Origin of the sequence: Enterococcus sp. 5H (assembly GCF_028128615.1) — a bacterium.
Classification (GTDB): domain Bacteria; phylum Bacillota; class Bacilli; order Lactobacillales; family Enterococcaceae; genus Enterococcus_L.
The window spans coordinates 15030-41153 of the sequence record NZ_AMDP01000043.1 but is presented as its reverse complement, the minus strand read 5'-3'; the positions used below and the strand labels follow the sequence as shown (position 1 = coordinate 41153).

General features: G+C 35.5%; 27 protein-coding genes. 20 read left to right on the top strand and 7 right to left on the bottom strand.

The genetic code is table 11. From position 1 onward, the window contains the following. The first annotated feature begins 84 nt into the window (after positions 1-84). A complete protein-coding gene (gene mgsA / locus C240_RS12855) occupies positions 85-507 on the top strand; it encodes a methylglyoxal synthase (RefSeq protein WP_271496389.1) in 423 nt (140 codons plus the stop codon). Positions 508-913: 406 nt separating this feature from the next. After that, a complete protein-coding gene (locus C240_RS12850) occupies positions 914-1450 on the top strand; it encodes a folate family ECF transporter S component (RefSeq protein WP_271496386.1) in 537 nt (178 codons plus the stop codon). Between the two features lie 62 nt (positions 1451-1512). Here the strand turns inward: C240_RS12850 and C240_RS12845 are convergent, their stop codons facing one another. Together C240_RS12845 and C240_RS12840 are read right to left on the bottom strand one after the other, a co-directional pair. Continuing rightward, on the bottom strand, positions 1513-3276 hold the full coding sequence (locus C240_RS12845) for an ABC transporter ATP-binding protein (RefSeq protein ID WP_271496384.1): 1764 nt from the start codon (positions 3274-3276) through the stop codon (positions 1513-1515). A 1-nt stretch (position 3277) separates the two neighbouring features. Further along, positions 3278-4996, bottom strand: a complete 1719-nt coding sequence (locus tag C240_RS12840) for an ABC transporter ATP-binding protein (protein WP_271496382.1) — start codon at positions 4994-4996, stop codon at positions 3278-3280. 230 nt (positions 4997-5226) lie between these two features. Here C240_RS12840 and C240_RS12835 point away from each other — a divergent pair, with 230 nt between their 5' ends. The 3 genes from C240_RS12835 (at position 5227) to C240_RS12825 (ending at position 8071) form a co-directional block, all read left to right on the top strand. Continuing rightward, positions 5227-5994 (top strand): putative ABC transporter permease, encoded by a 768-nt coding sequence (locus tag C240_RS12835; protein WP_271496379.1) that lies wholly within the window; start codon positions 5227-5229, stop codon positions 5992-5994. Positions 5995-6219: 225 nt separating this feature from the next. Then, positions 6220-7359, top strand: coding sequence for a 3D domain-containing protein (locus tag C240_RS12830; protein WP_442896598.1), 1140 nt, complete (start codon positions 6220-6222; stop codon positions 7357-7359). 142 nt (positions 7360-7501) lie between these two features. Beyond that, a complete protein-coding gene (locus tag C240_RS12825) occupies positions 7502-8071 on the top strand; it encodes a GNAT family N-acetyltransferase (protein WP_271496376.1) in 570 nt (189 codons plus the stop codon). Positions 8072-8089: 18 nt separating this feature from the next. On the opposite strand, the gene C240_RS12820 is transcribed toward C240_RS12825, so the two are convergent. Together C240_RS12820 and C240_RS12815 are read right to left on the bottom strand one after the other, a co-directional pair. Further along, complete coding sequence (locus tag C240_RS12820) at positions 8090-8608, bottom strand: LURP-one-related/scramblase family protein (protein WP_271496510.1); 519 nt, start codon at positions 8606-8608, stop codon at positions 8090-8092. A gap of 39 nt (positions 8609-8647) precedes the next feature. Continuing rightward, positions 8648-9517: a Cof-type HAD-IIB family hydrolase gene (locus tag C240_RS12815; protein WP_271496373.1), complete on the bottom strand. Its 870-nt coding sequence runs from the start codon at positions 9515-9517 to the stop codon at positions 8648-8650. Between the two features lie 180 nt (positions 9518-9697). On the opposite strand from C240_RS12815, the gene C240_RS12810 reads away from it, so the two are divergent. The 5 genes from C240_RS12810 to C240_RS12790 all read left to right on the top strand — a co-directional run bounded on the left by C240_RS12810 (position 9698) and on the right by C240_RS12790 (position 14228). Then, positions 9698-10381, top strand: a complete 684-nt coding sequence (locus C240_RS12810; RefSeq protein WP_271496371.1) for a uracil-DNA glycosylase — start codon at positions 9698-9700, stop codon at positions 10379-10381. 153 nt (positions 10382-10534) lie between these two features. Continuing rightward, positions 10535-11515 (top strand): phosphate acetyltransferase, encoded by a 981-nt coding sequence (gene pta / locus C240_RS12805; RefSeq protein ID WP_271496369.1) that lies wholly within the window; start codon positions 10535-10537, stop codon positions 11513-11515. A gap of 159 nt (positions 11516-11674) precedes the next feature. After that, entirely contained in the window at positions 11675-12148 is a 474-nt protein-coding gene (tsaE, locus tag C240_RS12800) for a tRNA (adenosine(37)-N6)-threonylcarbamoyltransferase complex ATPase subunit type 1 TsaE (protein ID WP_271496366.1), read from the top strand. Then, complete coding sequence (locus C240_RS12795; protein ID WP_271496363.1) at positions 12145-12666, top strand: GNAT family N-acetyltransferase; 522 nt, start codon at positions 12145-12147, stop codon at positions 12664-12666. The genes tsaE and C240_RS12795 overlap by 4 nt, the downstream gene beginning before the upstream one ends. Before the next feature lie 233 nt (positions 12667-12899). Next, a complete protein-coding gene (locus tag C240_RS12790) occupies positions 12900-14228 on the top strand; it encodes a 6-phospho-beta-glucosidase (RefSeq protein ID WP_271496360.1) in 1329 nt (442 codons plus the stop codon). A gap of 32 nt (positions 14229-14260) precedes the next feature. Here the strand turns inward: C240_RS12790 and C240_RS12785 are convergent, their stop codons facing one another. From C240_RS12785 to C240_RS12775, 3 genes are all read right to left on the bottom strand, one after another. After that, positions 14261-15016: a MurR/RpiR family transcriptional regulator gene (locus C240_RS12785; RefSeq protein ID WP_271496357.1), complete on the bottom strand. Its 756-nt coding sequence runs from the start codon at positions 15014-15016 to the stop codon at positions 14261-14263. Positions 15017-15037: 21 nt separating this feature from the next. Further along, positions 15038-15520, bottom strand: a complete 483-nt coding sequence (locus C240_RS12780; protein ID WP_271496354.1) for a GNAT family N-acetyltransferase — start codon at positions 15518-15520, stop codon at positions 15038-15040. 91 nt (positions 15521-15611) lie between these two features. Continuing rightward, a complete protein-coding gene (locus C240_RS12775) occupies positions 15612-16436 on the bottom strand; it encodes a sulfite exporter TauE/SafE family protein (RefSeq protein ID WP_271496351.1) in 825 nt (274 codons plus the stop codon). Between the two features lie 440 nt (positions 16437-16876). Here C240_RS12775 and C240_RS12770 point away from each other — a divergent pair, with 440 nt between their 5' ends. The 10 genes from C240_RS12770 (at position 16877) to C240_RS12725 (ending at position 25964) form a co-directional block, all read left to right on the top strand. Next, positions 16877-17386 (top strand): phage major tail protein, TP901-1 family, encoded by a 510-nt coding sequence (locus tag C240_RS12770; RefSeq protein ID WP_271496348.1) that lies wholly within the window; start codon positions 16877-16879, stop codon positions 17384-17386. 150 nt (positions 17387-17536) lie between these two features. Further along, positions 17537-17878 carry a tail assembly chaperone gene (locus C240_RS12765; RefSeq protein ID WP_271496345.1) on the top strand — a complete coding sequence of 114 codons (342 nt, stop codon included), beginning with the start codon at positions 17537-17539 and terminating at the stop codon, positions 17876-17878. Positions 17879-17940: 62 nt separating this feature from the next. After that, a complete protein-coding gene (locus C240_RS12760; protein ID WP_271496343.1) occupies positions 17941-18231 on the top strand; it encodes a hypothetical protein in 291 nt (96 codons plus the stop codon). 13 nt (positions 18232-18244) lie between these two features. Next, complete coding sequence (locus tag C240_RS12755) at positions 18245-20533, top strand: phage tail protein (RefSeq protein WP_271496339.1); 2289 nt, start codon at positions 18245-18247, stop codon at positions 20531-20533. 13 nt (positions 20534-20546) lie between these two features. Continuing rightward, a complete protein-coding gene (locus C240_RS12750; protein ID WP_271496336.1) occupies positions 20547-21314 on the top strand; it encodes a distal tail protein Dit in 768 nt (255 codons plus the stop codon). Beyond that, entirely contained in the window at positions 21311-24100 is a 2790-nt protein-coding gene (locus tag C240_RS12745; RefSeq protein ID WP_271496333.1) for a phage tail spike protein, read from the top strand. The genes C240_RS12750 and C240_RS12745 overlap by 4 nt, the downstream gene beginning before the upstream one ends. A gap of 25 nt (positions 24101-24125) precedes the next feature. Further along, complete coding sequence (locus C240_RS12740) at positions 24126-25004, top strand: phage baseplate upper protein (protein ID WP_271496330.1); 879 nt, start codon at positions 24126-24128, stop codon at positions 25002-25004. Next, on the top strand, positions 25001-25231 hold the full coding sequence (locus C240_RS12735) for a hypothetical protein (protein ID WP_271496327.1): 231 nt from the start codon (positions 25001-25003) through the stop codon (positions 25229-25231). The genes C240_RS12740 and C240_RS12735 overlap by 4 nt, the downstream gene beginning before the upstream one ends. Then, on the top strand, positions 25228-25512 hold the full coding sequence (locus tag C240_RS12730; protein ID WP_271496324.1) for a collagen-like protein: 285 nt from the start codon (positions 25228-25230) through the stop codon (positions 25510-25512). Before C240_RS12735 ends, C240_RS12730 begins: the two co-directional genes overlap by 4 nt. After that, the gene (locus tag C240_RS12725; RefSeq protein ID WP_271496321.1) at positions 25512-25964 is read left to right on the top strand and encodes a phage baseplate protein; all 453 of its coding nucleotides are present in this window, start codon (positions 25512-25514) and stop codon (positions 25962-25964) included. The genes C240_RS12730 and C240_RS12725 overlap by 1 nt, the downstream gene beginning before the upstream one ends. Positions 25965-26124 lie beyond the last annotated feature (160 nt).

Below are 26124 nucleotides of genomic sequence, written 5' to 3'. Positions count from 1 at the left end.
AGTGACAAAACCTGAAACATTCTATAACTTTTTTAAGTGGGAATTTGCTATAATTTAGAAAAGAAGTCTATGGAGGAATGTTAGATGAAAATTGCCTTGATTGCTCATGATCGTAAAAAAGGGTTGATGGTCAAGTTAACTTTAGCGTATCAATTGATTTTAAAAGAACATGAATTGTTTGCAACAGGGACGACAGGTTTAAAAATTTCAGAAGCTACTGGTTTACCTGTGCATCGTTTTAAATCAGGTCCATTAGGTGGAGATCAGCAAATCGGTGCGATGATTTCAGAAGACAAGCTAGATATGGTGATTTTCTTGCGTGATCCTTTGGCAGCCCAGCCTCATGAACCGGATGTGACAGCGTTGATCCGCTTGAGTGATGTTTATGAAATTCCTTTAGCGACAAATATTGGAACTGCAGAAATTTTATTAAGAGGCTTGGATGCTGGATTTGCCGATTTTAGAAATGTTGTTCATGAAATGGATAATAAACCTTTATCCTTCTAATTTTTAAGAGAAGTTAATTGCAGCGGTATGAGGAATATGCTATATTTCAGGTAGGCTTCGGCCTAAATAAAAAACAGAGTAGGAAATAAAGCGTCAAGTGCTGAAAGGATGGGATGTTGCCTTTCGGACGAAGGATGAGAAAGAAAATGAACTGGAAGTAATCTTTGGAGAAATAGGCAGTCTTACAAGGCTACCCACTTCGTTCCGCTTTTCTATAATCTAGCTACACGAACTAGCTCTTCGGGAAAAAGATAAATCATTCCCGTGACAAAAAACGTCACGACACTGATTTTCTATTTTTCAGTCAGAGCTGAAAGAGTTCGTTCCGCTTTTTTAATCACCCGCGGTTTTATTTTCGCATTCGCTGCATATTTTTGTGTAGCAGCTCTTAGAGGAGATGCTAGAAATGAAGAAAAGAAGAATTGACACTCGAACCATTACGCTGATGAGTTTATTGATTGCGTTAATGGTCATTTTCACGCGATTTATTTCGTTTGAAACACAGTTTTTACGAATTAGTTTGACCTTTATTCCAGAATCATTGATGGGGATTCTTTTTGGTCCTTTTTGGACTGGGATTGGCAGTGCTGTTGCTGATACGGTTGGCATGATGCTGTTTCCAAAAGGCCCATATTTTCCTGGTTTTACTCTGAATGCGTTTATTTCAGGGGCGATTTATGGTTTCTTCTATTATAAGAAGGAATTAACATGGAAACGAGTTTTTACAGCAACTTTATTGGTGACTGTGATTATTCATTTATTCTTAACACCGCTATGGTTAGGTTTGATGTATGGCGTAAACCTTTCTAATATAGCTTGGTGGATTCCTCGAATTGTGAAAAATATTGTCTTTTTCCCTATTCAGGTAGTGGCAACGTATTATCTAGGGAATAAAGTTCCTTATAAACAGTTTTTGAATAAATCATTAGCAAATTTTAAATAAACAAAACCCCTCAAACTTTCCAACATCCCACGGAAGTTTTGAGGGGTTTTTTAGTATTTAAATTAAGCTTGGTTATTGAATTGTGCTTCATATAAGGCGTGATAATAACCATCTTTTTTATGGATCAATTCATTGTGACTGCCAATTTCAACAATGGCTCCTTGTTCCATAACAAGAATTTTATCGGCATTTTTAATGGTAGACAATCGGTGAGCGATAACAAAGCTGGTACGTCCATCCATCATTTGCAAGAATGCATCTTGAATATTTTTTTCAGTCAATGTATCAACCGAGCTGGTAGCTTCATCTAAAATTAGCATTGGCGGATCACTAATCATCGTTCTGGCGATGGTCATTAATTGCCTTTGACCTTCAGAAATTTTGATTCCACTAGCACCGATTAAAGTATCTAAACCTTGAGGTAAACGCATAACAAAGTCAAAAATGTAAGCTTTTTTCATTGCAGATTCAATTTCTTCATCGCTTGCATTAGGATTACCATAAGTTAAATTATCTCGAATTGTACTATCAAATAGCCATGTATCCTGTAATACCATACCAAAATTTTTTCTTAAACTATCTCTGGTTACTTGGGTAATATTATGGTCATCAATTGAAATTTGTCCTTGGTCAACATCATAAAAACGCATCAATAGATTTACCAACGTTGATTTTCCAGCACCAGTTTTCCCTACGATAGCAATCGTTTCTCCCGGTAGAGCGGTCAGGTTGAAATCCTGAATCAAGGGTTTTGAAGGAACATAAGCAAAATCAACGTGATTAAAGACTACTTTGCCGCTAACATTATCTAGAACAACAGCATGAGGACCATCAACTTTTTCTTCAGGTTGATTTAGGATTTCAAATGTTCGATCCAAACCTGCTAAAGCTGTTTGAATTTGTGTAGTGATTCCGGAAAGCTCGATAAAGGGTTTAGAAAACTGACTAGAATAAATCGTAAAACTTGAAATAATCCCAACCGTCATCAATTCATTACCACTTAATAGAAGCAAACCACCAACTAATCCGATCGATAGATAAGTCAAATGATCGATAAATCGCGATAATGGATTTGTTAAAGAAGAAGAAAACTGAGCTTTTTGTCCTTGTACATATAACGTTTGGTTAAATACTTCGAATTGTTGTTGAGCAACTTTTTCTTGTTGAAAAGCTTTAACAATTTTTTGATTTCCTACCATTTCGGATATATAACCCGAAATATCACCAACGATTTTTTGTTGTGCAGAGAAATTTTTCTGCGACGATGTAGCCACGATCCAATTCACTAAAAAGATGATAGGAGTGGCAACTAAAACAACGGCTGTCAAAATCGGACTTAGTTTTAACATAAAGAAAAATGAAATAATCACAACAGATAAGCCTGAAAATAGTTGATTAAAAACTGCTGAACAAGCAACTGAAATATTGTCGATATCATTTGTAAAGCGGCTGACGATATTGCCGTGAGAAGTTTGATCGTAATAGTTTAATGGTAATTTATTTAAATGAGCAAATGTTTCTTTTCTAAGTTCAGCGACACAAAGATAAGAAACGCGATTCCCTAATCTCTGAATAATCCATTGACTGATCACAGTAATTACTAAAATTCCGGCTAACAATTGAATCAAGTGGAAAAGGCTGGAAAAGTCAACCTCACCAATTGCAATCATCGTATCAACAGATTTTCCCATATAATAAGTCATTAATACAGTCGTTAGTCCGCTAATAATTCCAAGAATAATCGCTGCAAAAATTTCTTTAGGATAATGAAGCAAATATGGGAGGAAACGATTGAAAGAATTACGACTTGTTTTTTTCGTTTTCATTTCAGTTTTCCTCCTTTTGTGAAGCGACGATTTCCTGATAAGCTTTGGAGTCTCTTAATAATTCTTGATGAGTTCCTAAACCAACCTGTTTACCGCTATCTAAAACTAAAATTTGATCTGCATGTTCAATCGAACTAATTCGTTGCGAAATGAGAATTAAGGTTGTTTCGTTTAAATCACGACGTAAAGCAGTTCGTAAATTTAAGTCAGTTTGATAATCCAATGCACTTAGCGAATCATCTAAAATTAATAATTCTGGTTTATGGATCAATGCTCGTGCAATTGTTAAGCGCTGTTTTTGACCACCGGAAAAATTCTTCCCATTTTCATAAACTTGAGTGTCTAAACCGTCACTCAAATTTTCAACAAAGTCACGACATTGAGCTGTTTCTAGTGCTTGCCAACATTCTTCATCAGTAGCTTGCTCTTTACCCCACTGAAGATTGTCACGGATTGTTCCTGTAAATAAAACGGCTGTTTGAGGAGCCAATGCAATTTTGTGCCGTAATTTTTCAAGTGGCCAATCGCGTACGTTGATACCATTTACAAAAACATTCCCTTCACTTGTATCGTAGAAACGAGGGATAAGTTGAGTTAAAGTACTTTTACCTCCACCAGTAGGTCCTGTGATTCCTAGAACTGAATGTTTGGGGATTGTTAGCGAAATATCTGTCAAAGTCAATCCAGCAGTTGGTTGATAACGAAAAGAAACCTTATCAAAAATAATTCCTTGTGTTTGATCTTCTGCAAGAGTTTCTTTGTGTTCAGCTTGAATACTTGGTTCAACGGACAAAACTTCATCAACTCTGGAAGCTGATGCTGAAGCGCGGGTAAAAATAATCACTAAATTTGAGACGACAATCAATGCCAGCAGCATTTGGTTCATATAATTAATTAAAGCTAAAACTTCACCTTGTTCTAATCCGCCGATATTTACTTTAATACCACCTAAGTAAAGAACAGCAATAATCCCAAGGTTCATTATCATAGTAGTGGCTGGAGTCAGTAGTGCCGAAATATTTGAGACACGAATGTATGTTGCGGAAAGATCGTCAGATACTTTGTTCACGTGAGTTTCCTCTGTTTTTTTTCTGGCAAAAGCGCGAATAACACGAACACCACTTAAATTTTGGCTAATTTGACGATTAAGTAAATCCAATTTTTCCTGTACTTTTTTATACAAAGGTACCGTCGTTTTAATAATGACAAATAAGATTAAGCAGAAAAGCGGCAACATAAGTAGGAAAATTAACCCCATTTGAACATTAATGTAAAAAGCCATGATAACAGACCCAATACTTAGGAAGGGTGCCCGAATAACCAAACGAATCAGCATAGCTAAAGCCAATTGCAGTTGATTGATATCATTGGTCATCCGAGTGATTAATGTATCTGTTCCAAAACTGTTTAATTCAGCGTGAGAAAGCTGGTTAATCTTTTTCATTAACTGATTACGTAATTCTGTACCAAAACCTTGTGAAGCAATTGATGAATAATACTGACAAATCAAAACGCAAATCAAGCCGATAATCGACATCAAAAGCATCCAGCCAGCCATTTGGATCACGTACGCACGATCATTATTTCGGATACCCTGATCCACTAAACGGGCCATAAATAATGGCAAAACCAATTCGAAACAAGCTTCTAAAAATTTGAAGAAAGGCCCTAGAATAATTTGCTTACGATAATTTTTTGCATATTTTAATAAACCGATCATAAATTCCCTCCTTAATATTAAAGCGAAATGGGAGCGTCCAACTCTGATAGAAAAATTACTAGAAGCTGGATTTTACCGCAAATCAATTTTCATCTGAGTAAAGTATAAGATATAGTTGTGTTATATACTCAATCTATTGTATATCAATCTCTATTACAAATAAAGTTGCTAGCCTAAACCAAGTTTTGTTTGTTACAATGTTAACAAAGTCTATTTTAAGGAGAAAGCATATGAACGAATTTATTAAAGTTGTCTTATTGTTTTTCATCTACTCGTTTATCGGTTGGCTATGGGAAACTGTTTATTGTTCAATCAAAGCCAGAAAATTTGTCTACAGAGGTTTTCTAATTGGTCCATATTGTCCGATCTACGGATTTGGTATATTAGGCGTGCTCTACTTTTTAGAGCCACTTAGGCAAAATATCGTAATCTTATATTTATTATCTACAATTCTGGTAACTATTTTGGAGTATATTACTAGTTATGGATTAGAGAAAATTTTCCATGCTTCATGGTGGGATTATAAAGATGTTCCATTAAATCTTAATGGCCGCGTTGCTTTACCAGTTTCATTATTTTGGGGCGTTGGATGTGTCTTAATTGTTCGAGTAATCCATCCAAAAGTAATGATTTTTGAGGAATTCTTATCGAAACAATTTGGGCTGGTTTTACCGATTTTGTTGCTGATTATTATTTGTAGTGATTTGGTTTATACATTGGTGAATATGCAAGCATTTAAAAAAGTCACTGCACAAATTAATTCTGTTGTAGAAGAACGGAAACAAGAAGTTGCAGCTACTTTAAATGAAAAACGAACGGAATTATCTGTTAATATTTCTGAATTTAAAGAAAACCCAACAATTGAAAACTTAGTGACACATCTTAACTTTAATCAAAAACGTTGGGTGAAAAACTACCCCAATTTGAAACTAAAAAACCTAAAATATCCAGATGAAGTGCAAAAAATCATTCATAAAGTTAAGAAAAAACACAAATAAAGGACTCTTGATATAACAGGTATATAATGTGTTTTATAATCCTTGGAAAAGCTTTTGTATCAAGGTTATTTGATATTTTAATAGGATTCATTATAGTGAAATTAATCAAGTAATGTTACAGAAAAAAAGGTGTCTTAGCTAAAATGTAATGAATTGTAACAGAATTGAAATAATTTAAGGCTGATAGATTAGTATAATAGGAGGAGTTGGATTTAGTTAGGAAAGGTGTTGGATTCAGTGAAAGTTAAAAAGTTGATACCATTTTTAGCTGCTATCATGTTAGTAAATGTTGCTCTTCCAGTTGGTGCTGCAGCAGAGTCTTTAGACGATCTGAAAGCAAAGGAAACACAAACAGCTGAAGCAGGGGAAGCATTGAGCGATGATATCAATACAGCTTTGAATGATGTTAATGAAAAATACGCTGAAATTGAAAAACTCAAAGTAGATATTTCTAAAGCTGAAGAAACAATCAAGAACTCTGAAGCTGAGATTACAGTAACAGAGCAAAGTATTTCACGCCGTAAAGAAGTCGTTGGAGATCGAATGAAAGATGTCCAGCTAAGTGGAGAACAACGTACATGGCAAGTCTTGTTAGATGCCGAAAGTATATCAGATTTCTTCAATAAAGCTTATGCAATGACTGTTTTACAAAATGCGGAAAAAGAAAAAATCAATAGACTATCTAAAGATAAAGAAAAACTGTCTGAACTTCAAGAAACTGTAAAAAGCAAACAAGCAGAATTGCAAACCAACGAATCAAAATTACAGCAAGAAGCTTCAGTTATGGACGAACAAGTTGTAGCATTAAAACAGCAATTATCTGATAATCAAGCAGCGTTACAACAAATCGCCAGTGAAAAACAGACAGAAGAAACAAGAATTTCAGATGAAAAGAAAGCAACAGAAGCACGTAAACAAGCAGAAGCCGAAGCAGCCAGCTCAAGTAGCAGCTCTAGTTCATCGTCAAGTAGTGATTCAAGCAGCAGTTCTAGCAGCGAGGAATCAACTGTAACAACTCCTTCACAACCAGAAGAAGTACCAAATACTGGTGGTGGAAGTACAGGCGGTGGCTCTTCAAATGGACAAGTTCTTTATATGCAGTCTACTGCGTATTCTTGGAGAGAAGCTGGTTCAGGTTATATCACTGCTACCGGTATTGATCTTCGCTCGCAAAGCAATGTTATTGCCGTAGATCCTAGCGTTATACCATTAGGTTCTTTCGTCGAAGTTGAAGGTTATGGTTTTGCCGTAGCTGGAGACACAGGTGGAGCGATTAGAGGAAATATTATTGATGTTCACTTCCCGACAGTTGATCAATGTATCCAGTGGGGACGCAGAAACAACGTCAAGGTAACTATTCAATAGTAAATTTAGGCACTCAATTTTGAGTGTCTTTTTTTATTGTTAAAATTCATTTTGAATTATTAGAACAGATTAAAAAACAAGTGTATGTAATGATTTCTTAAAAAATAAATGATACACTCAATATAGAAAGAGAGGATTAACAATGATTCGTTTTGCAACAAAAGAAGACGGGCCAGCCATTGCGCCCTTAATTTTAGTTATTTTAAAAGATATGGAACTACCTTTATTAGATATCGTTCCAGAAGAGACGATTTTAGCTGTTTTGGCAGAAGCAGTTGCCGATCCAACGTATCGTTATGGTTATCAGCGAGGATTGGTTTACGAAGAAGAAGGTCAAGTGGCAGGAATTGCTTTTGGCTATCCAAATGAAGATGAACCGATTATTGATGAACCGCTAAAAAAAGTTTTGAAAAAATACAATTTGGATGAAGAAATTCGTATATTTGTTGATCCAGAAACATTATCTAATGAATGGTACCTAGACTCTATTTCTGTTGATGAAAAATATCGTGGTTTAGGAATTGGCTCCAAATTACTTGATGCCTTGCCAACGATGGCTAAAAGAGATGGTAAAGATACTATTGGATTAAGTGTAGACAAGGCTAATCCTAATGCTAAAAAATTATATAGTCGTAAAGGGTTTAAAGATGTAGCTGAAATGATGATTAGCGGTCATCTCTACGACCATATGCAAAAAAAAATCAGCGAATAATTTTCGCTGATTTTTTATCTATCCTTCACAAGCGCCCCAACCCATCATTGGTTTGCCTCCTTGTTTCTTTTTGTTGTACAACCAATAGTCAAGTACGGCAGCTACACAGATGCAAATAGGTGCATCTTCATCATTTGTTACAACTAAACTGAAATAATCACCAGAGAAGAGCGTAGCTTTATTCATTTCCATAATTTTTTTACTAACTTGATGAATAGAGTATTGATGATTTTTAATATCGCCTAAAACAGTCCAATGTAAACCTTGAATGTAGTAGAAGTCAGCATTGATATTTAAAATTTTTCGCATGACGCCTACTTTTTTAAAACCTTTATATAATTCAAAGCGCGAACCAAAGGCAAAAGAGGTCTGTTTAATCTGTGCGACTAACTCACCGCTCATTGCGTACAAAGAAAGTGCATCGCCACGTGTGCCCCAGCGTCCAACAAGTAAGAAAAGAGATTTGCCGTCTTCATCTTTCACAATGGTCCTAGTCACATTGCTTAATTGTTTTTCTTGAATAAAAAACTCAGACACCATTGCTCACCTCTTTTCATTATTATTGTTACAGCTTCATTATAAGTCTTCTCTAATAGCACGTAAAATAGCTTCACCGACACCATTTTCTAAATTAGTTGACGTAATGTATTTTGCATGATCTTTAACTTCAAGTTCGGCATTGCCCATTGCAAAACTAACATCAGCCCATTGCAACATACTAACATCATTAAAATTATCACCGATCGTCATCACTTCTTTTTCTGAAATGCCGCGATCTTTAGCCACATGAGCAACAGCAATTCCCTTTTGAGCATTTCTGTGATTGACTTCAATATTATTTTGAGCAGAAGAAGTAACAGCAAGATCAGGAAGTTTTCTGATTTGAGTGCTGGCAGGGCCTAAAACGGTTGGACCATCCATGCTAAAGCCAATAATTTTCAGCACTTCAATATCTTCTTGCTGGATTAATGTGCGCATATCGTCAATATAAGTAATATCCAGCAAAGCTAAATGAGCAGAAGCCATTGCAATTGCTACTTTATAAGTTAAATGAGGCATTGTGGTAGCTATGTGTGAAGCAAAATTCTCAATCCGCTTTTCTTGTTTTTCAGAATAAATCCCTTTGTTCGTAGAAACTTCAAAATAAATATTATGTTCATCTAAAATATCTAAAATTCCGTGTGCCGTTTCTTTTTCAATCCCAGCTGTGAAAAGCGAATTCCCATATTTATCAAAAACTTTGGCACCGTTCAGTGTAATCATGGCACATTCAATCCCAGCTTCATCTAAAGCCGGTTTTGCTTCTGTGTAAGCTCGACCAGTAGCGACCATAAACTCAATTCCCAAACGTTCTGCTTCTCTAATTGCTGAAGCATTATCTTTAGAAATTCCCATCTTTGAATCCAGTAGTGTTCCATCCATATCTGAAGCAATCAATTTAATCATAAAATTTTCTACACCTCGTTTATTTACTTATCTATAGTTTACCATGTTTTTTCCATTTCAGTGCAGAAAAAAATTTTCTTGTCACTTCTTTAAAAATCCGATATGCTAAAAGTGTAAAGGAAAGCTGTTAGAGAAAAAGGATTTAAATAGAAAAAGTGCAATCAAAAAAGGAGGAAAACAATGAAGACAATTATTCACAACGATTGGCAGGAAGTGTTAAATGAGGAATTTTCAAAGGAGTACTATTTACATTTACGAGAATTTTTAAAACAAGAGTATAGCCAACAAACAATTTATCCAGATATGTACCATATATTTTCAGCATTGGAATTAACACCTTATGAAGATGTTAAGGTCGTTATTTTAGGGCAAGATCCGTATCACGGACCTAATCAGGCACATGGATTGAGTTTTTCTGTGCAGCCCGGTGTTAAAACACCGCCTTCTTTAGTGAATATTTATAAAGAACTGCAAGACGACTTAGGTTATCCGCCAGTATCGCATGGTTTTTTGGAAAGCTGGGCAAAACAAGGAGTACTTTTACTGAACACTGTATTGACTGTTCGTAATGGTCAAGCATTCTCTCATCGTGGACAAGGATGGGAAACGTTGACCGATGCGATTATCAAAAAATTAAATGAACGTGAAAAGCCGATTGTATTTATTTTGTGGGGCAAGCCAGCTCAAGAAAAAATGAAAATGATTGATACTAATAAACATATTATTATCAAATCGCCGCATCCCAGTCCGTTAGCAGCTCATCGCGGTTTTTTCGGCTCAAAACCATTTTCTCAAACAAATCAGGCATTAGAACAACTTGGAGAAAAGCCGATAAATTGGCAATTGCCTGAAACAGTGTCGTAAAACAGTAGTAAACTGTTATAGTGCAGTATGACGAGTTTGTGAAAACAATATCAGAATCAGCATTTTTTACACTAATACAGCTAGAAATAACTGTTATTTTCTTGAAGAATGGTGTATGATTAGTTAGTATAAATAATCATTGGAGGGTATATCGTGGAATTATTCGATAACTTAAAATTTAAAGTCATTCGTCGCAACATCAAAATTGTTTTTCCAGAAGCAACAGATCCTCGTATTCTAGGCGCTGCAGCACGTTTAAAAGCAGAAGAATTAATGGAACCAATTTTGATTGGTAAACAAGAAGCAATTGTAGAAGCAGCTCACGCTCGTGGGATTAAAGCTTCTAACTTTACAATCATCGATCCAGATAACTATGATGGCTGGGAAGATATGGTTCAAGCTTTTGTTGAGCGTCGTAATGGTAAAGTAACAGATGAAGATGCTCGCAAAATTTTGAAAGATGTTAATTACTTCGGAACAATGCTTACGTACATGGGACTTGCTGATGGTATGGTGAGTGGTGCGATTCATTCAACTGGCGATACTGTTCGTCCAGCACTACAAATCATCAAAACAAAACCAGGTGTTAGCCGTACAAGCGGTGCCATGATTATGGTTCGTGGACGCGACCAAGAAAAATACATCTTCGCAGACTGTGCAATCAACGTAAACCCAACAGCTCAAGAATTAGCTGAAATTGCGGTTGATAGTGCAAGAACAGCTGAACTATTTGATATTGATCCAAAAGTTGCAATGATGAGTTTCTCAACAAAAGGTTCTGCTAAAGCGCCTGAAGTTGATAAAGTTGTTGAAGCAACTAAGATTGCTAAAAGCTTGGCTCCTGAACTTGAAATTGATGGTGAATTACAATTTGATGCATCTTATGTTGCATCTGTTGCGCAATTAAAAGCACCAAATTCTTCAGTAGCTGGACAAGCAACAGTCTTTGTTTTCCCAGAACTACAATCAGGAAACATTGGCTACAAAATTGCACAACGTCTAGGTAACTTTGAAGCGATTGGTCCTATCTTACAAGGATTGAACAAACCTGTTTCTGATTTATCTCGTGGAGCAAATGAAGAAGATATCTACAAATTATCAATCATTACTGCTGCACAAACACTAATGAATTAATTTTATAAAGAGGACTTGCAGATTTGCAGGTTCTCTTTTTTACGAAGATAATCAATTAATTCTAGTTATTTTCGACATAATTCGATATACTACAGTACATAGAATGAGAAAAATACTAAAAAATCAACACAAATTTTTTAGCTTAAAGTAGGTGAAACAATGGAAATAGTAGTGAACAATCCTGAAGAAACAGAAGAAATTGCTAAGGTTATCGGAACTGCTGCCGAACCTGGTGATGTAATTATTCTGTCAGGAGATTTAGGTGCTGGGAAAACCACAATGACCAAAGGAATTGCCAAAGGTCTTGAGATCGATCAAATGATTAAAAGTCCGACATATACAATTATTCGTGAGTATCAACAAGGGAGAATCCCGCTCTATCATATGGATGTATATCGTATTGAAGATGGGGCAGATGATTTAGGTTTAGACGAATATTTTGAAGGTGATGGAGTATCTGTTGTTGAGTGGGGGAAATTATTAGGCGAATTTTTACCTGTTGACTATTTGGATATTACCTTAGCAAAAGATAGTGATGATATGGAAAAAAGAGTCTTAACTATTTTAGCTTGTGGACATAATTCTGAACAATTTTTAAACCGTATCCAAAAAAAACTGGAGGAAAATAGATGACAGAGATAGAATTTACCATTCGAGAAGCGATTCCAGATGATGCCGCTGATATTTTAGAAGTATTGAGAATTATTGGCAGAGAAACCCCCTTTTTAGTCATGGATGAAAAAGGTATGGAAATGACACCTGATGAAATGAGCGAAAACTTAGCTAATCTATTTGAATCACCGAATAATGTGTTGATGGTTGCAATAGCGGACGGAAAGGTAATCGGGACAGCTTCTGTTAAAGCCTCTGCAAAAAAACGAATGGAACATATTGGCGAAATAGGAATCAGTATTTTGAAAGACTATTGGGGGTTTGGGCTAGGAAGTTTGATGATGGAAGAACTGATTCTGTGGGTGCAAGAGAGTGGTGTTATTCGCCGTTTGGAGCTGACTGTTCAGCATAGAAACCAACGTGCTGTCCATGTTTACGAAAAAATTGGATTTAAAACAGAAGCAATTATGGAACGCGGAGCTAAAACAGATGATGGCGAATTTTTAGAAGTACATTTGATGAGTTTGATGGTTGATTAAAATAGAATGAGGTCGAAAAATAAGTTGCTTTTTTCGCCATTTATTCAGATATAGTGTGTGGAGCAAAACTGATCTTTAGTTTTGTTCTACACACTTTTTTGTAACGTGGTGTTACTTAGATGTAACCTGTTTCCACTTTCTGTTTTTGTAACCACTTTCTTTATTGCTATATATTATTTCGAGTGGGAAGGATATACTAAAAGCAGATAAATTGCTGAAGGGGCTGAAACGAAATGTCAAAAGGAATTAAAATCGTTACAATTGGTGGAGGATCAAGTTATACACCTGAATTAGTAGAAGGATTTATTAAACGCTACGATGAATTGCCTGTTCGTGAATTATGGCTGGTTGATGTTGAAGCAGGGAAAGAAAAATTAGAAATTGTTGGCGAGATGGCTAAACGAATGGTAAAAGCTGCAGGTGTTGACTGCGAAGTTCATTTAACTCTAGATCGTCGAGAAGCATTGAAAGAAGCCGATTTTGTTACAACTCAACTGCGTGTAGGTTTATTAGATGCGCGTATTTTAGATGAACGAATTCCTTTAAGTCATGGCATGATTGGTCAAGAAACGAATGGGGCAGGCGGAATTTTTAAAGCGTTGAGAACAATCCCTGTCATTTTAGATATTGTTGAAGATATGAAAGAACTTTGTCCGGATGCTTGGCTTATTAATTTTACCAACCCGGCTGGAATGGTTACAGAAGCGGTTTTACGTTATGGTAATTGGGATAAAGTCGTTGGATTGTGTAATATTCCTGTTAATGCAGTGTTTGAAGAAGCAGAATTATTAGGTGAAAATAATCGTGATCTATTCTTCCAATTTGCTGGAATCAATCATTTACACTGGCATACAATCACCGATAAAAATGGCAAAGATCGCACAGATGAACTTATCAAAGTTATGTACGGTCAAGATGATGCCAAATCAATTGTTGCGAATATCAAAGACAATAACCTAATTTGGGAACAAGTAGAAAACTTACACATGGTTCCATGTCCATACCATAATTATTACTATTATACAGATAAAATGTTGGCAGAAGAACTAGAAGACTTTAAAAACAATGGCACACGTGCTGAAAAAGTAAAAGAAATTGAACACGAATTATTTGAACTATATAAAGATCCTAACTTAGATTATAAACCAAAACAGCTAGCTGAACGTGGCGGTGCTCGTTATAGCGATGCGGCTTGTGAAATCATCAATTCTATTCACAATGATAAACGTACAACAATGACGGTCAGCACTAGAAATAATGGTACAATTACTGATTTACCAGCTGAAAGTGCTGTAGAAGTGACTTGTACGATTACAGGGAAAGGTCCAGTTCCATATAATTTTGGTAGCTTTAAACCAAACCAACGCGGCTTATTGCAAGTGATGAAGTCAATGGAAGAATTAACAATTGAAGCGGCAGTTACAGGAGATTATGGTACACTCTTGCAAGCCTTTACCATGAATCCATTGATTACTAGTGGTGATGTAGCAAAAGAAGTCATGGATGAATTGCTAGAAGCTCACAAACACTATTTACCAGCTTTCTTTAAAGAAGGAAAATAGTTTTAAGTATAAAAAAAAGCAAGGAAACTCAATTAATTTGAGCTTTCTTGCTTTTGTTTTTGTACTTCTTTGGCTAAATATTCTACAGTGTACAGTGCTGGAACTTGTGAAGTTATATCACTATCACCAATTCTCTCAGTGGAAATATAGTAAGGAATATTTACATCAGAAAGTGCAGCGATTGGTGATTTTTCACTATTCGTAATGGAAATAATCGAGCTATCATTGGAGATAAAATGATTTAGATAATTGATGATTGCCTCATTTTCACCACTAACAGAAAGCGCAATGACGCAAACATTTTCTGCAATACTTTTATTAAAAAAATTAACTGGATGATTAACGGGATCTTCAATATGAAAAGCCATACTGAAAATCGAAGAAAAATACAGTGCGCCATATTCAGCAATAATGTTGGATGAACCTGTTCCGATAAAAAGAACTAAGTCTTTTTCAGATAATAACTTTGCCGCTGCTTGAATCCGTTCTTGATAAAAAGTTTCTGTTGAACGTTGGATAAAATTCGTGAAAGATGTTTCATCTACAGCATGGGTCGTAACAGGTTCAGTTAATGATTTTCGATACAAGTTGAGCTTGATTTTAAACTCAGAAAAACCTTCGCAGCCAAACTTGCGGCAAAAACGTAGAATACTGGCGGTGCTGCTGTGGGTTTCTTTGGCTAGTTCTCGAATCCGCATATATACTACTTCATCAATGTGAGCAGCTACATATTTGTAAATTTCTAAATCGATAGGACTAAGATCTGGACTGTGATTTAAAAATAACAAAATAATTCCTCACTTTCTTTACTAATTCTCGGTAGTTTCTATAGACATAGTCATAACGTACAAAGGACCATACTCACCTTGAACAATTTTTTCTGTCTGCTTAAATCCAGTTGTTTCATATAGTTTTTGCGCAGCAATATTTTCTTGGTTCACTGCAAGAATAATTTCGTTACAGTTGGGGAAATGAGTTTGAATAAAATACGGCAATGCTTGTAATACTTGTTTTGCATAGCCTTTTCCTTGGTAACGATAATCTGTAGAGAAGGTTCGAAGTAAAACAGCTTGTTGATTGGTTGTATATAAAGCTACATCTTTTTTCTCGTCTAAAACAAAGAAATTCGTTAGTAACTCATCTTCAATACCTAAAATAGGATGAATAAATGAATTTGCTTTAGAAATCTTAATCGGCATTTCAGGTCTTCCAGTGTATGCTAATTGTTCATCGGTCAGTTGAAATTGTTGAATCATAGTAGAAAACGCATCAGTATATTCTTGAAGAAGCATCCTGTGTCACAACCTTTCTTACTAGAATTAATTTAGTAGCTTGCTTTATCTATTTTACCATGAGTTGGGTGATTTCTTCACTAAGATTATTTTAAAACAATAAAGAAGAAATACTCATATAAATCATATATAAGCTAAGTGTAATTAAAAATAAAGCAAAATATTTTTTAATGTTAGCATCGGATAATTTTAGCATGATTTTTACACCGATTCGGGACATAGGAACAGAAACTGCTGAGATCAGTAAAACTGTTGGAATATGAATAAAACCGAGTGAATAAGCAGGTAAATTTGTATAACCCAAGCCGCTAACAATAAATCCAACAGAAGCAAAAACAGTTAGAAAAATTCCGCAAAAAGCTGAAGTACCAATCGCTTTTTTTATTCCCATACCACTTTTATTGAAAAAAGGTACAATCAGACCACCACCAGAAACCCCGCCCATTGTTGCGATAACACCAATCCCAATAGCTGCCAAGATATTTTTAGTTTTGAAATAGCTAATGCTTCCTGCAGCTATTTGGTTGACATTTTTATTCTGAAACAACATCTTCATCCCAAAATAAACTAAAAAGAGTGAGAAAAATAATTTAAGAAAATTTTGATTCACGGAAGTCACTATTTTACTGACAACTAAAACTGATAACAGAAGCGGCGGTAAAAATAGTTTAATACGATTAAAATCAATATTTTTATTTTTATACTGTGTATAAGCAGAAGTGCTGGTACTGATTATCATAGTTGCAAAAGAAATTCCCATCGCCATAAACATCAATTCAGATTTCTCAACGCCAATTCGTGGCAAAAGTAATAATAAAGCTGGAACAATAATGCCACCACCTCCAAGACCAAACATGCCGGAAGCTAATCCGACGAAAATACCTAATATTAAAATACCTAAAATATAAATAAACATATGATGACTCCTCTTCTGGAATAGGTAATATTTTTCGATTACGATTGTAGTCGTTAATTTATAGTAATTCAGGAAAAGATCTTTGTCAACAGTGAAAGAGTTGTGGTAGGAAGGTGGAATATAGTTAAAAGAAAACTGGGAGTTTGATACTAATGATTCCTTGTATACTGATTTCATCAGGTTATGACTGCAATCACCTTCAGTAAATAAAGTCGCCCGTGACTTAAAATGAGAGGAGCTAGTTAACATAGATGGATGATTTTACTTTCCAACAGCAAGATAAGGCGATAAAAAAATAATTGAAAGTTATCAAAAAGCTGCAAAAGAGAGTAAGAGCGGAACAACGGCAAAAAATTCAGTTGACAGCTCAACTAAAGCGATCGCAATATCAATTAGAAAAACTGAAAAAGCAGTAAACAACTAAAGGAGGAAATGAATATATGACAGCATTAAGCGGAGTAGATGTAGTTTGGCGTTTTCGTTTAGCCGAAGATGAAGGAAATGAAAATGCGTGGGGATTAGCCTACAGCACAGAAAACGGTTATTCAAAATCAAAAGAAAGTGAATCAACTGTAACAAAAGATGGCAGCGTGGTAACACCTGGTGCCACAGAAACAACAGTCACAGCAACAACTCTATATAAAATTGGTTCAACTCAAATCGATAAATTAGAAGAAGCAATGGATGAAAATAAACGCGTCCAAATTTGGCGTATTAATACCAAAGAAATTGGAACTGGTACAGATGAAGGAAAATATAAAGCAAAATATTTCGAAGGTTTCTTCACATCATTTGAAGAAACAGATTCTGCTGAAAATAAAGTGGAATACTCGTTAGAATGGGCGATTGAAGGCGCTGGTAAAAATGGTTTTGCTTCTCTAGTTGTCGATACAACTGATGGTGGCGACTATGAATTTAAAGATACAGTTAAAGTAGCAGCCGCTGAGTAACTATATGCAGAAAGAGATAGGGACAGAAGTGTTTAATTCCGAGAAATAAGAAGGAGTTGCTTCTGCGCCCACCGCTTATTAGGATACTAAGAGCCTGAAATATAACTTTTGAGTTATGTTCCAAGCTCTTTTAAAAACAGGAGGGCAATCATGGAACTTACAATTAACGATAAATTATTTAATTTTAAATTTGGATACGGATTTTTGAAAGAAGTCAACCAACGTTATTCCGTTGAACGAGGCGGGATGAAGTTGAAATTAGGTGTAGGGGCGATTATCTCGAATTTATTATTATCAGATGTCGATACTCTTTTCGAAACATTATTGATCGCAAATCTGACTGAAAAACCAAGAATTCAAATCAAAGATCTAGAAGCTTATGTGGAAGAAACAGGTACGCAAGCTTTGTTTGAAGCGGTTATTGAAGAATTAAAAAAGTCCGAATATACAGCGATGATGGTGAACAAAATGTTGGAGGAAGCCGAACTGTAGAATCGGTAGAAACAGATTTTGACACAAGTTATGCTCAAGTACAGCTTAATTGTTTGAGATATTTGAATATCGAAGATTTAAATGAAATCGATCGATTGACGATTCCTGAATACGAGTTACGGATCAAAGCCTATCAATTAAAAATTCTAGATCAGCAATACAATATTCATTTACAGGCCTGGGCGACTGTTATGGCTGGGCAGACTAAAAAAGGACGTCCTGTCTATCGAACCTTTGAAAAATTCTTTAATTATCAAAAAGCAGAAGAGAAAATTCTTGGAAAAGAACATAGCTTGTCAAAAAATCATGAAAAAGAACAACTCCAAAATTGGATTGCAAACTTTAATTCGTAGAAAGGAGGAAAAAATGGAAAACAAAAAAGAATTAACAACTGTGTTAGCTGTAAAAGAAAATAGTTTTTTTAAAACATTAATACAAGCTGAAACAACCTTAAAAAACACTACAAGGACATCAGATCAATTATACGATTCGTTTGTTAAGCTATTTTCTTATTCTGTCAAACCCAAAAATTTTGAACTATTTAAACAAAGTGCAAAAGAAGCCTCGATTGCTGTTGATAGTATTGGCGAGAAGCTGAAACAAAATTTTACCCCAGTAATTGAACAGCCAAGCCTTTTAGGAGTAGCAGATGCTGTAGACACAATGGTTAAAGATATCAATGAAAAGCTAAACAAGTTTCATATACCTAGTCTAGGAAAAATGATGTCAGGTGAAGACTCTGTTTTTGCAACTATCAATTCAAATGTTGATAAGATAACACAATCATTTGGTGGAATGGCACAAAGCTTTGGTGATAAACAAAAGACGATGATTGCGGGAATGTCTAATTGGAAGAAGAATCTCGCTGGTTTTACTGAAAATACGAAATATCAGATGAAACTTTTTACAATGGCAATGAGGACAGAAGGATCTCCGGTTGACAAAATAGGCACAGCTTTTGATGCAATTTCTACAAAAGTTACATCGGGCTTTTCAAAAATTTATGAAAGTTCGGGAATGATGGGGAGTGCGTTTCAAAAAGTTGGAGAAGGAGTTAATACCGCAAAAACATACATGGCTGGATTACCTGAGAATGCACGATATCAGATGAAATTACTAAGTATGCATATACGGAGCGAACATCCAGCTATTGCAGAGATAGGTTCGAAATTTTCGGAGATGTCTACCCAAGTGGGCGGAACTCTTTCAAGTGTTTCCCAAAAATTTGGAGAATTTGGTAGTAAAATTGTAAATTCAGAAGGTCTAAAAACGGCTTTTAGCGGCATTGGATCTAGTTTACAAAAATCTGCAAATGTGGGGACAACGGCAATGAGTTCAATGGTTCAGGGGTTATCCTCTGTTTTTGGTTTTGCTTTAAAAGCACTAGGCCCTGCAGCTATTCTAGGAGTTGCTTTAGCTGGATTTGGTTTGTTAGATAGCCAATTTGATGGACAAATAGGCAATATGATTCAAACGGCAATAACTAAAGGTCCTGAAATCATTACTGGATTTGTTCAAGGGATTATAGATAAATTGCCGACGTTGATAGAAACAGGTACACAATTAGTTGCTGGATTGGCAGAGGCTATTGCAATCAATTTGCCAATAATCATGCAAAGTGCAGTCAATTTGATCAATACATTAGTCCAAGGGGTAATAGATAGTTTACCGACATTAATTCCAGCAGCGTTAATGTTGATTGAATCTTTAGCTACAAGTTTATTGTCTGCAGCGCCACAACTATTGTTAACAGGTTTAAATTTATTAATGGCTTTGGTAGATGGGATACTAGCAAATAAAGATCAAATTATTACTACAGTAACCAATATTATTGAATCTTTTACTGCAAATATTACTAACAGTTTACCTGAAATCATTCAAAAAGGTGTAGAAATATTGACCAAACTTGCAGAGGGTATAGCTTCTATTTTACCAGTTCTGATCCCTGTTGCAATCGAAGCAATTGCTACATTAGTCAGAACCTTATCTGAACAATTACCAACTATAATTTCAGCAGCTACAAAAATTATAGCTACTTTAGTTGCTGGTTTACTTAAGGAACTACCAAGTATCTTGATGGCAGCTGGTAAGCTGTTATTAGAATTGGTAAAAGGAATATTAGGTGCGCTTCCATCTATTGCTACCGCAGGATTTCAAGTTATTAATGAGCTTTCTAAAGCATTATTTGATATTGATCTATTTGAAATTGGTAAAAATATCATGGATGGTTTTATCAATGGGATCATGAATCAGGCAAAAAAACTATGGGATGAGCTAGGGAAAATTGTTGATAAAGTTAAGGGATTCTTTACTAGCACATTCAAAATCCACTCACCATCCCGCTGGATGCGTGATGAAATCGGCGCCATGCTCCCAGCTGGACTTGCTATCGGTATCGAAAGAAATGCCCATATTGTCGATCAACCAATGGATGATTTAGCTTCTAAAGTTGTTTTACCAAGTTTAGATAGTCTAGATCAACAAGTAGACACTGTACAAAAACTTTCAATTCAATCTAGCAGCACCCAAACACTTCAAAAAGAAAAACAACCAGCAACATTTAATATTAAGTTGGGCAATCAACAGTTCAAAGCATTTGTATCAGATATTTCGGAAGCAATGGGACAAGATTCGGCTATTAACTTAGCATTTTAGAAGGAGGAGAAAAATGTATTATTTTGAAGACACAACAAAAAAAGTCCATAAAGATGATTTGATCCTTCCTTCTTCAGCGATGATGTATGACGGTACTTATCTAGAGAAAACGATAGCTGGTTACCGCACATTAGCAGTGACAGGCAGAGAAATGTTATCGCTGGATATCGAAACTCAGGATACACAAGTAGGAAGTATTAAATTAAATCAAAAACTGCCTGCAAGAACAATTAAAGTAACGTACCAATTGATGGGCAAAGACGCACAGGATACGCAGAAAAAGTTCCGTCAGTTGATGCGCTTATTATTTAAAGAAGCAGCTGTGGAAATTCGTTTTAAAGATGAGCTGGAATATTGTTATTACGGTCAATACATGACAACAGAAGAAGTTCGTGGAGATACAAATAATATTATTTCCAGTTTTGAAATTCTTTGTACTGATCCTCGAAAATATTCTGTTTTACTAACGTCAGAGGGCGAGATTACTAGTTACTTACCTTATCAAACCACGCCGGAAAAAATTGAAGTAACAATTACGAAATTTGCTCCTCTAATAATTACTAATAAAGAAAAAGCAATTCAAATTATTAGTTATAATTTGAACGCTGGAGACTATGTGGTTATTGATTTTTTAAAAGGAAAAGTTTTCGTCAATGGAATCGACCAAACATTCTTATTGGATCTAGAAAGTGATTTTGAAAATTTTTATATTCAAGAAGGACAAGTAATTAAATGTAGTAATGGTCACATGATTATTTCCTATCGGGAGGTACAACTATGACAGAAAGTGTTTATTTTTTTGATGAACGCCAACATTTAATTCGTATTGTTAAAGAAAATGATTTGATAGAAGTTGTCCAAGAAAAAGAGATTACCGCAAGTAAAGAAGAACTTATGAACGATACGCTAAATGTATCTACTGTTTATGATGAAGAATTAAAAACAGCGTCATATATGGCTGTAAAAGAAACAACGGATTCATACAGCCTTTACCGAATTATCATAGATAGTGAAGCAGAAAATACTTTATCGTTTGTTGGGATTAGTTTTGCGCCGGATGAATTAGAGAGCTATGTTGTGAAAAATGTTGCAGTGAATAAAGCTTCGATTAAGAGTACTCTCCAAAAGATTTTAGCTGAAACCGAATGGGGAATCGGTGTTGTTGGCTCTGATTTACCATTAATCACAGATGATTTTAGTTTTCTTTCTATACGGGATGCATTGAAAAAAATTCAAGCCCAAGGATGCGAAATTTTATTTAGCTACAAAATTGATGGGATTGGTATTACAGAAAAATGGTTGGATGTATCTAGAGAAATCGGTATAGAAAGCAATCAGCGTTTTACTTATGGAGAAAAAGCTTTAAGCATTGTCAAAGAGCAAGATCGAAATCAAGTCTATACAAGTCTAATTGGGCGTGGACGTGGTGAAGATGTCGGTGATGGCAAAGGAAAACGAATCGAATTTACCAATATAGAATGGAAAAAAGCAAATGGAAAACTTTTAGATAAACCCAAAGGCCAAAATTGGCTGGAAATTCCTGAAATGACTCAACAATACGGCATCCCATTAAAAAACGGTGGTATGAGGAAACGAGAAAAAGTTATTACGTTTGATGAAGAAGAGGATCCAGAAAAATTATTACAAGCAACATATGATTCGCTGATTGAATACGCTCGTCCCTTGGTTCAATTCAAAACAGAAATTTTAGGTGGAGATACAATTGGCAATACAGTGACTATTCATCGTCATGATCGTAATTATCATTATCAAACACGAATTTTCAAAGTAAAAATCGATCGATTAACTGGCAAAGTTGAAGCTGGTTTAGGTGATAATATTACGAGAAGTATTTCAAAAGCTACATCTGATTTAAAAGGAAATATGGACTCTTTAGAAGAGAAAAAGATGACCTTTTATGATTCAGAAGAAATTTCTAAATGGCAAGATGATATCATTCGTGGAGCTAAAGGTGGCTCAATTAAATTGATGAATGGTATTGAGACTGGGAAATCCAACAGCCGTGAACCATATCAGCAAGTTTTTATGAATGGAGATTCATTAGAAAACAGCAGTAACTTTTTAGTGATGAATTCTGATGGAATTGGTTTTATAAAAGACAAATTTACGAATAAACCAAAAACTGCTTGGACTATAGATGGGAAATTTAATGCTGATTTTATTCAAGCTGGAACATTAGAAGGAGTCACCGTTCAAACGAAAAGTGATAAAAATTTTCAAATCAAATTACAATCAAATGGGACCATAGCTTTTAGAAATCAAAAGAAAAATGAAGAAGAAGCCTGGATTGGAGCTACTGTTAATCGCGAAACAAACGAACCAGTGGGTGTTTCCATATGTCAGATTCCAGGATATCAATTTTCAATTGGTTCAGCAATTTCTAAAGAAGAAAGAGCACCAAGTCCCGTATTTGAGATACCAAAAGAATCAAATGGAAATAAGAAGATATGGCGATTATATGGACAAGGTGAAATTAATGGTGATTTAAACATTAAAGGCAAATTGTCTTTAGCAGGTGATTTACACATTAATGGAAAATTATTTCTAAATGGGAAAGAAATTACTGGGAATGGCAATGGAAGTGGAGGTAATAATGGAGTAACGCCTCCAGAACTTACGACAGATCAAGAAAAAAATGCCTGGGCGATTTGGCAGTTTTTTAAATCAAAAGGCTGGACAGAACAGTCTATTGCAGGGATGTTGGGGAATATCCAAAGCGAATCACAAATTATGCCAGATATCGATGAATGGGGTGGAGGCGGCGGCTATGGACTTACTCAATGGACGCCTAAATCAAAGCTAGTTGATTGGTGTACAGAACGTGGACTGGACCATCGAACAATAGAGGCACAATGTCAACGAATCCAGTGGGAAATGGAGAACAATGTCCAGTGGTTTTATAATCCTGAACGCCCAGATATTGGCTATATCTCTTTTAGAGAGTTTACTCAGCTTACGAATATCACTTTAGCAGCTGACTATTTTATCGCACTTTATGAGCATCCGAAAGATCCGTATCAGCCAATTCGTGGACAACAAGCACACTATTGGTATGATAAATTGGCTAAACTAAAACCTGGTACGTCAACAGGTAAAGCTGGGTTAGCACATTTAGAATCTTTATCTATGAAACGTTTGGGTAATGGTCAATGTTATGCAATTCCAGCAGAATATTCTGGTTTTCTAGGTGGCTGTGGTTTGGGTGCAGGAACGCAATATGGTTTAAGCCATGTGATTGGAAATACAGAAGCGGCAGCAGATATTGGTCGTGGCTATAACTGGGCTGCTTTAGGCTGGAAAGTCATTGAAAATCCATCTTATGAAGATTTAGTTGTAGGCGCGATAATCAATTGGAGACGTGGTGGAAATATTGGCGGCTTCAACGTTGATTATACGTATGGTCATACGGGTGTTATTCGTGGAATAACAAATGATGGTTTTGAAACATACGAACAAAATATCGGCTTAGGACAAGTCTTAGGTAGATACGAACGTACATGGGTTGGATCGAATGAAATCAGTTCAATCGTTATCCCGCCCAAATAATTAATTTTTAGAAAGGAGCGAGTAAATGTCAATTATTTATCCAATTTTTTTATCAACTACCCAACCAAATGACAATATACCTACAATGGTTATTCGTCAATTTGATGAAGGGACACAAGTATTAGATGTTACTGTAACAGAACATGGGAAACCAAAGGACATTTCGAATTTAACACCTTTTTTCTGTGTGAAGCAAGGACATCATGCAGGTTTAGGGATTTCTGAGCAAAAAGTTACTAAAATTATTGATGCTAGCAGAGGAAAATTTCAGTACACTTTGACGAACTATGATATGCAATCTGTAGGAGAAAATACAGCATATTTTAGCTTTAGAGAGTTGCAACAGGATCTAAATTGGAGACAACAGTTTTCAACTAGAGATTTTGTTTATCAAGTAAAAGAAAGTATTTATGATGATGGTATTAAAGATAGTAATTATATCTGGACTTTTGAAGAAATTCTACGTTACTTCACTGAGTGGGTGAAAACTTGCCAAGAAGTGTATGATGATTGGTATTTAGTGGCACAAGAAGAGTTACAACGGATTATCAAAGAATTTCAAGATTGGATTAATTCCAGTCAAGATCGCTACAATCAATGGGCAGCGATTCAACGAGCGGATTTCGATCAATGGTTTGCAACGATAAAAGAAATTTTAGATGAAAATGCTGCAGGCAATTTATTAAATCAGATTGAACAATTGAAGCAGTCACATTTCACATTAAAAAGCGGTGAAACTGGCATTCTTAGAACAATTCGAGATGACAAGTTTAGTTTAACCCATTCAGTAACTAAAATAGAAACAATCGAACATAAAAAAGAAGCCTCAGCATTAGTGATCGCTGAAATTGATAGCCAAAAACAAAATACTTTCTTTTTACGAAAGGTGGGATCAGTAGAATGACACAGAACGTAGAAATTAAAAAAGTGATGGAGACAGATGATGCGGGGATTCAGCGCCAAATTTTTCCAGAAACACATATCAGTGCGATTGTCGGTATGGACAAAATTGAAACAGTAGGAACAGGTGTTACGTCCATTAATGGTAAAACAGGAGATATTACTTTAACTGCAAAAGATCTTGGTGTACAAGGCACTGGAATAACAATTGATAAGGTGGGAACAGTATGACGGACATCGTTGAATTAAAAAGTGACGGAGTAGTTGTTTATCCTAAAACGCATGTAAATGCAGTTGAGGGAATCACGACGATTAAAGGTGAAAAAGGAGATATGGGACCAGCTGGGGCACAAGGTGAAAAAGGTGCAACTGGACCACAAGGACCCTCCGGAGCTAATGCAACAACAACTGCTGCCGCTACTCAGACAGTTAATGGTTTGATGAGTGCAGCAGATAAGAAAAAATTAGATACATTACCAACAATAACTTTTAGTAAGGTGGGATCAGTATAATGGCAGATATTGTACAATTAGAAGAAAAAGGAACAATTTTGTATCCTAAAACACATGTGAAATCAATTGAGGGATTGATTGATTTTATTTATCCAGTAGGTTCAATCTATATGAGTACCGAAAATCTAGATTTAAATACTTTCTTAGGTAGTACTTGGGAGAGAATTAAAGGCAAGGTTTTGGTGGGAGTAGATGAAAATGATGAAGATTTCTCTAATGGTAAAACAGGCGGAGAAAAAGCACATACTCTTACAATAGATGAAATGCCGAATCATAATCATAGTTTAGGTTTGAATAAAGGTTCTAATCCATCCGTTAGCGGGACAGGGACAAGTGGATTTTTATGGGGAGATATCGCAGTAGGTAAAATTAGCGGGAGCGCTGGGGGGAATAAATCACATAATAATTTACCACCATACGCTACTGTATATATCTGGAAACGTATAGCATAATTAAGTAAGAAAATAACCTTTTTGAGTAAATAGGTAACAGCAGATAATCAAATTAGATTATGGGCTGTTGCTTTTTTTGTAAAATAAAATTAATCCTTCTATATTCCCCCTTGACCTTTCAACACCTCTTATGTAATATAGTTAGGAAGCGAACTAATTT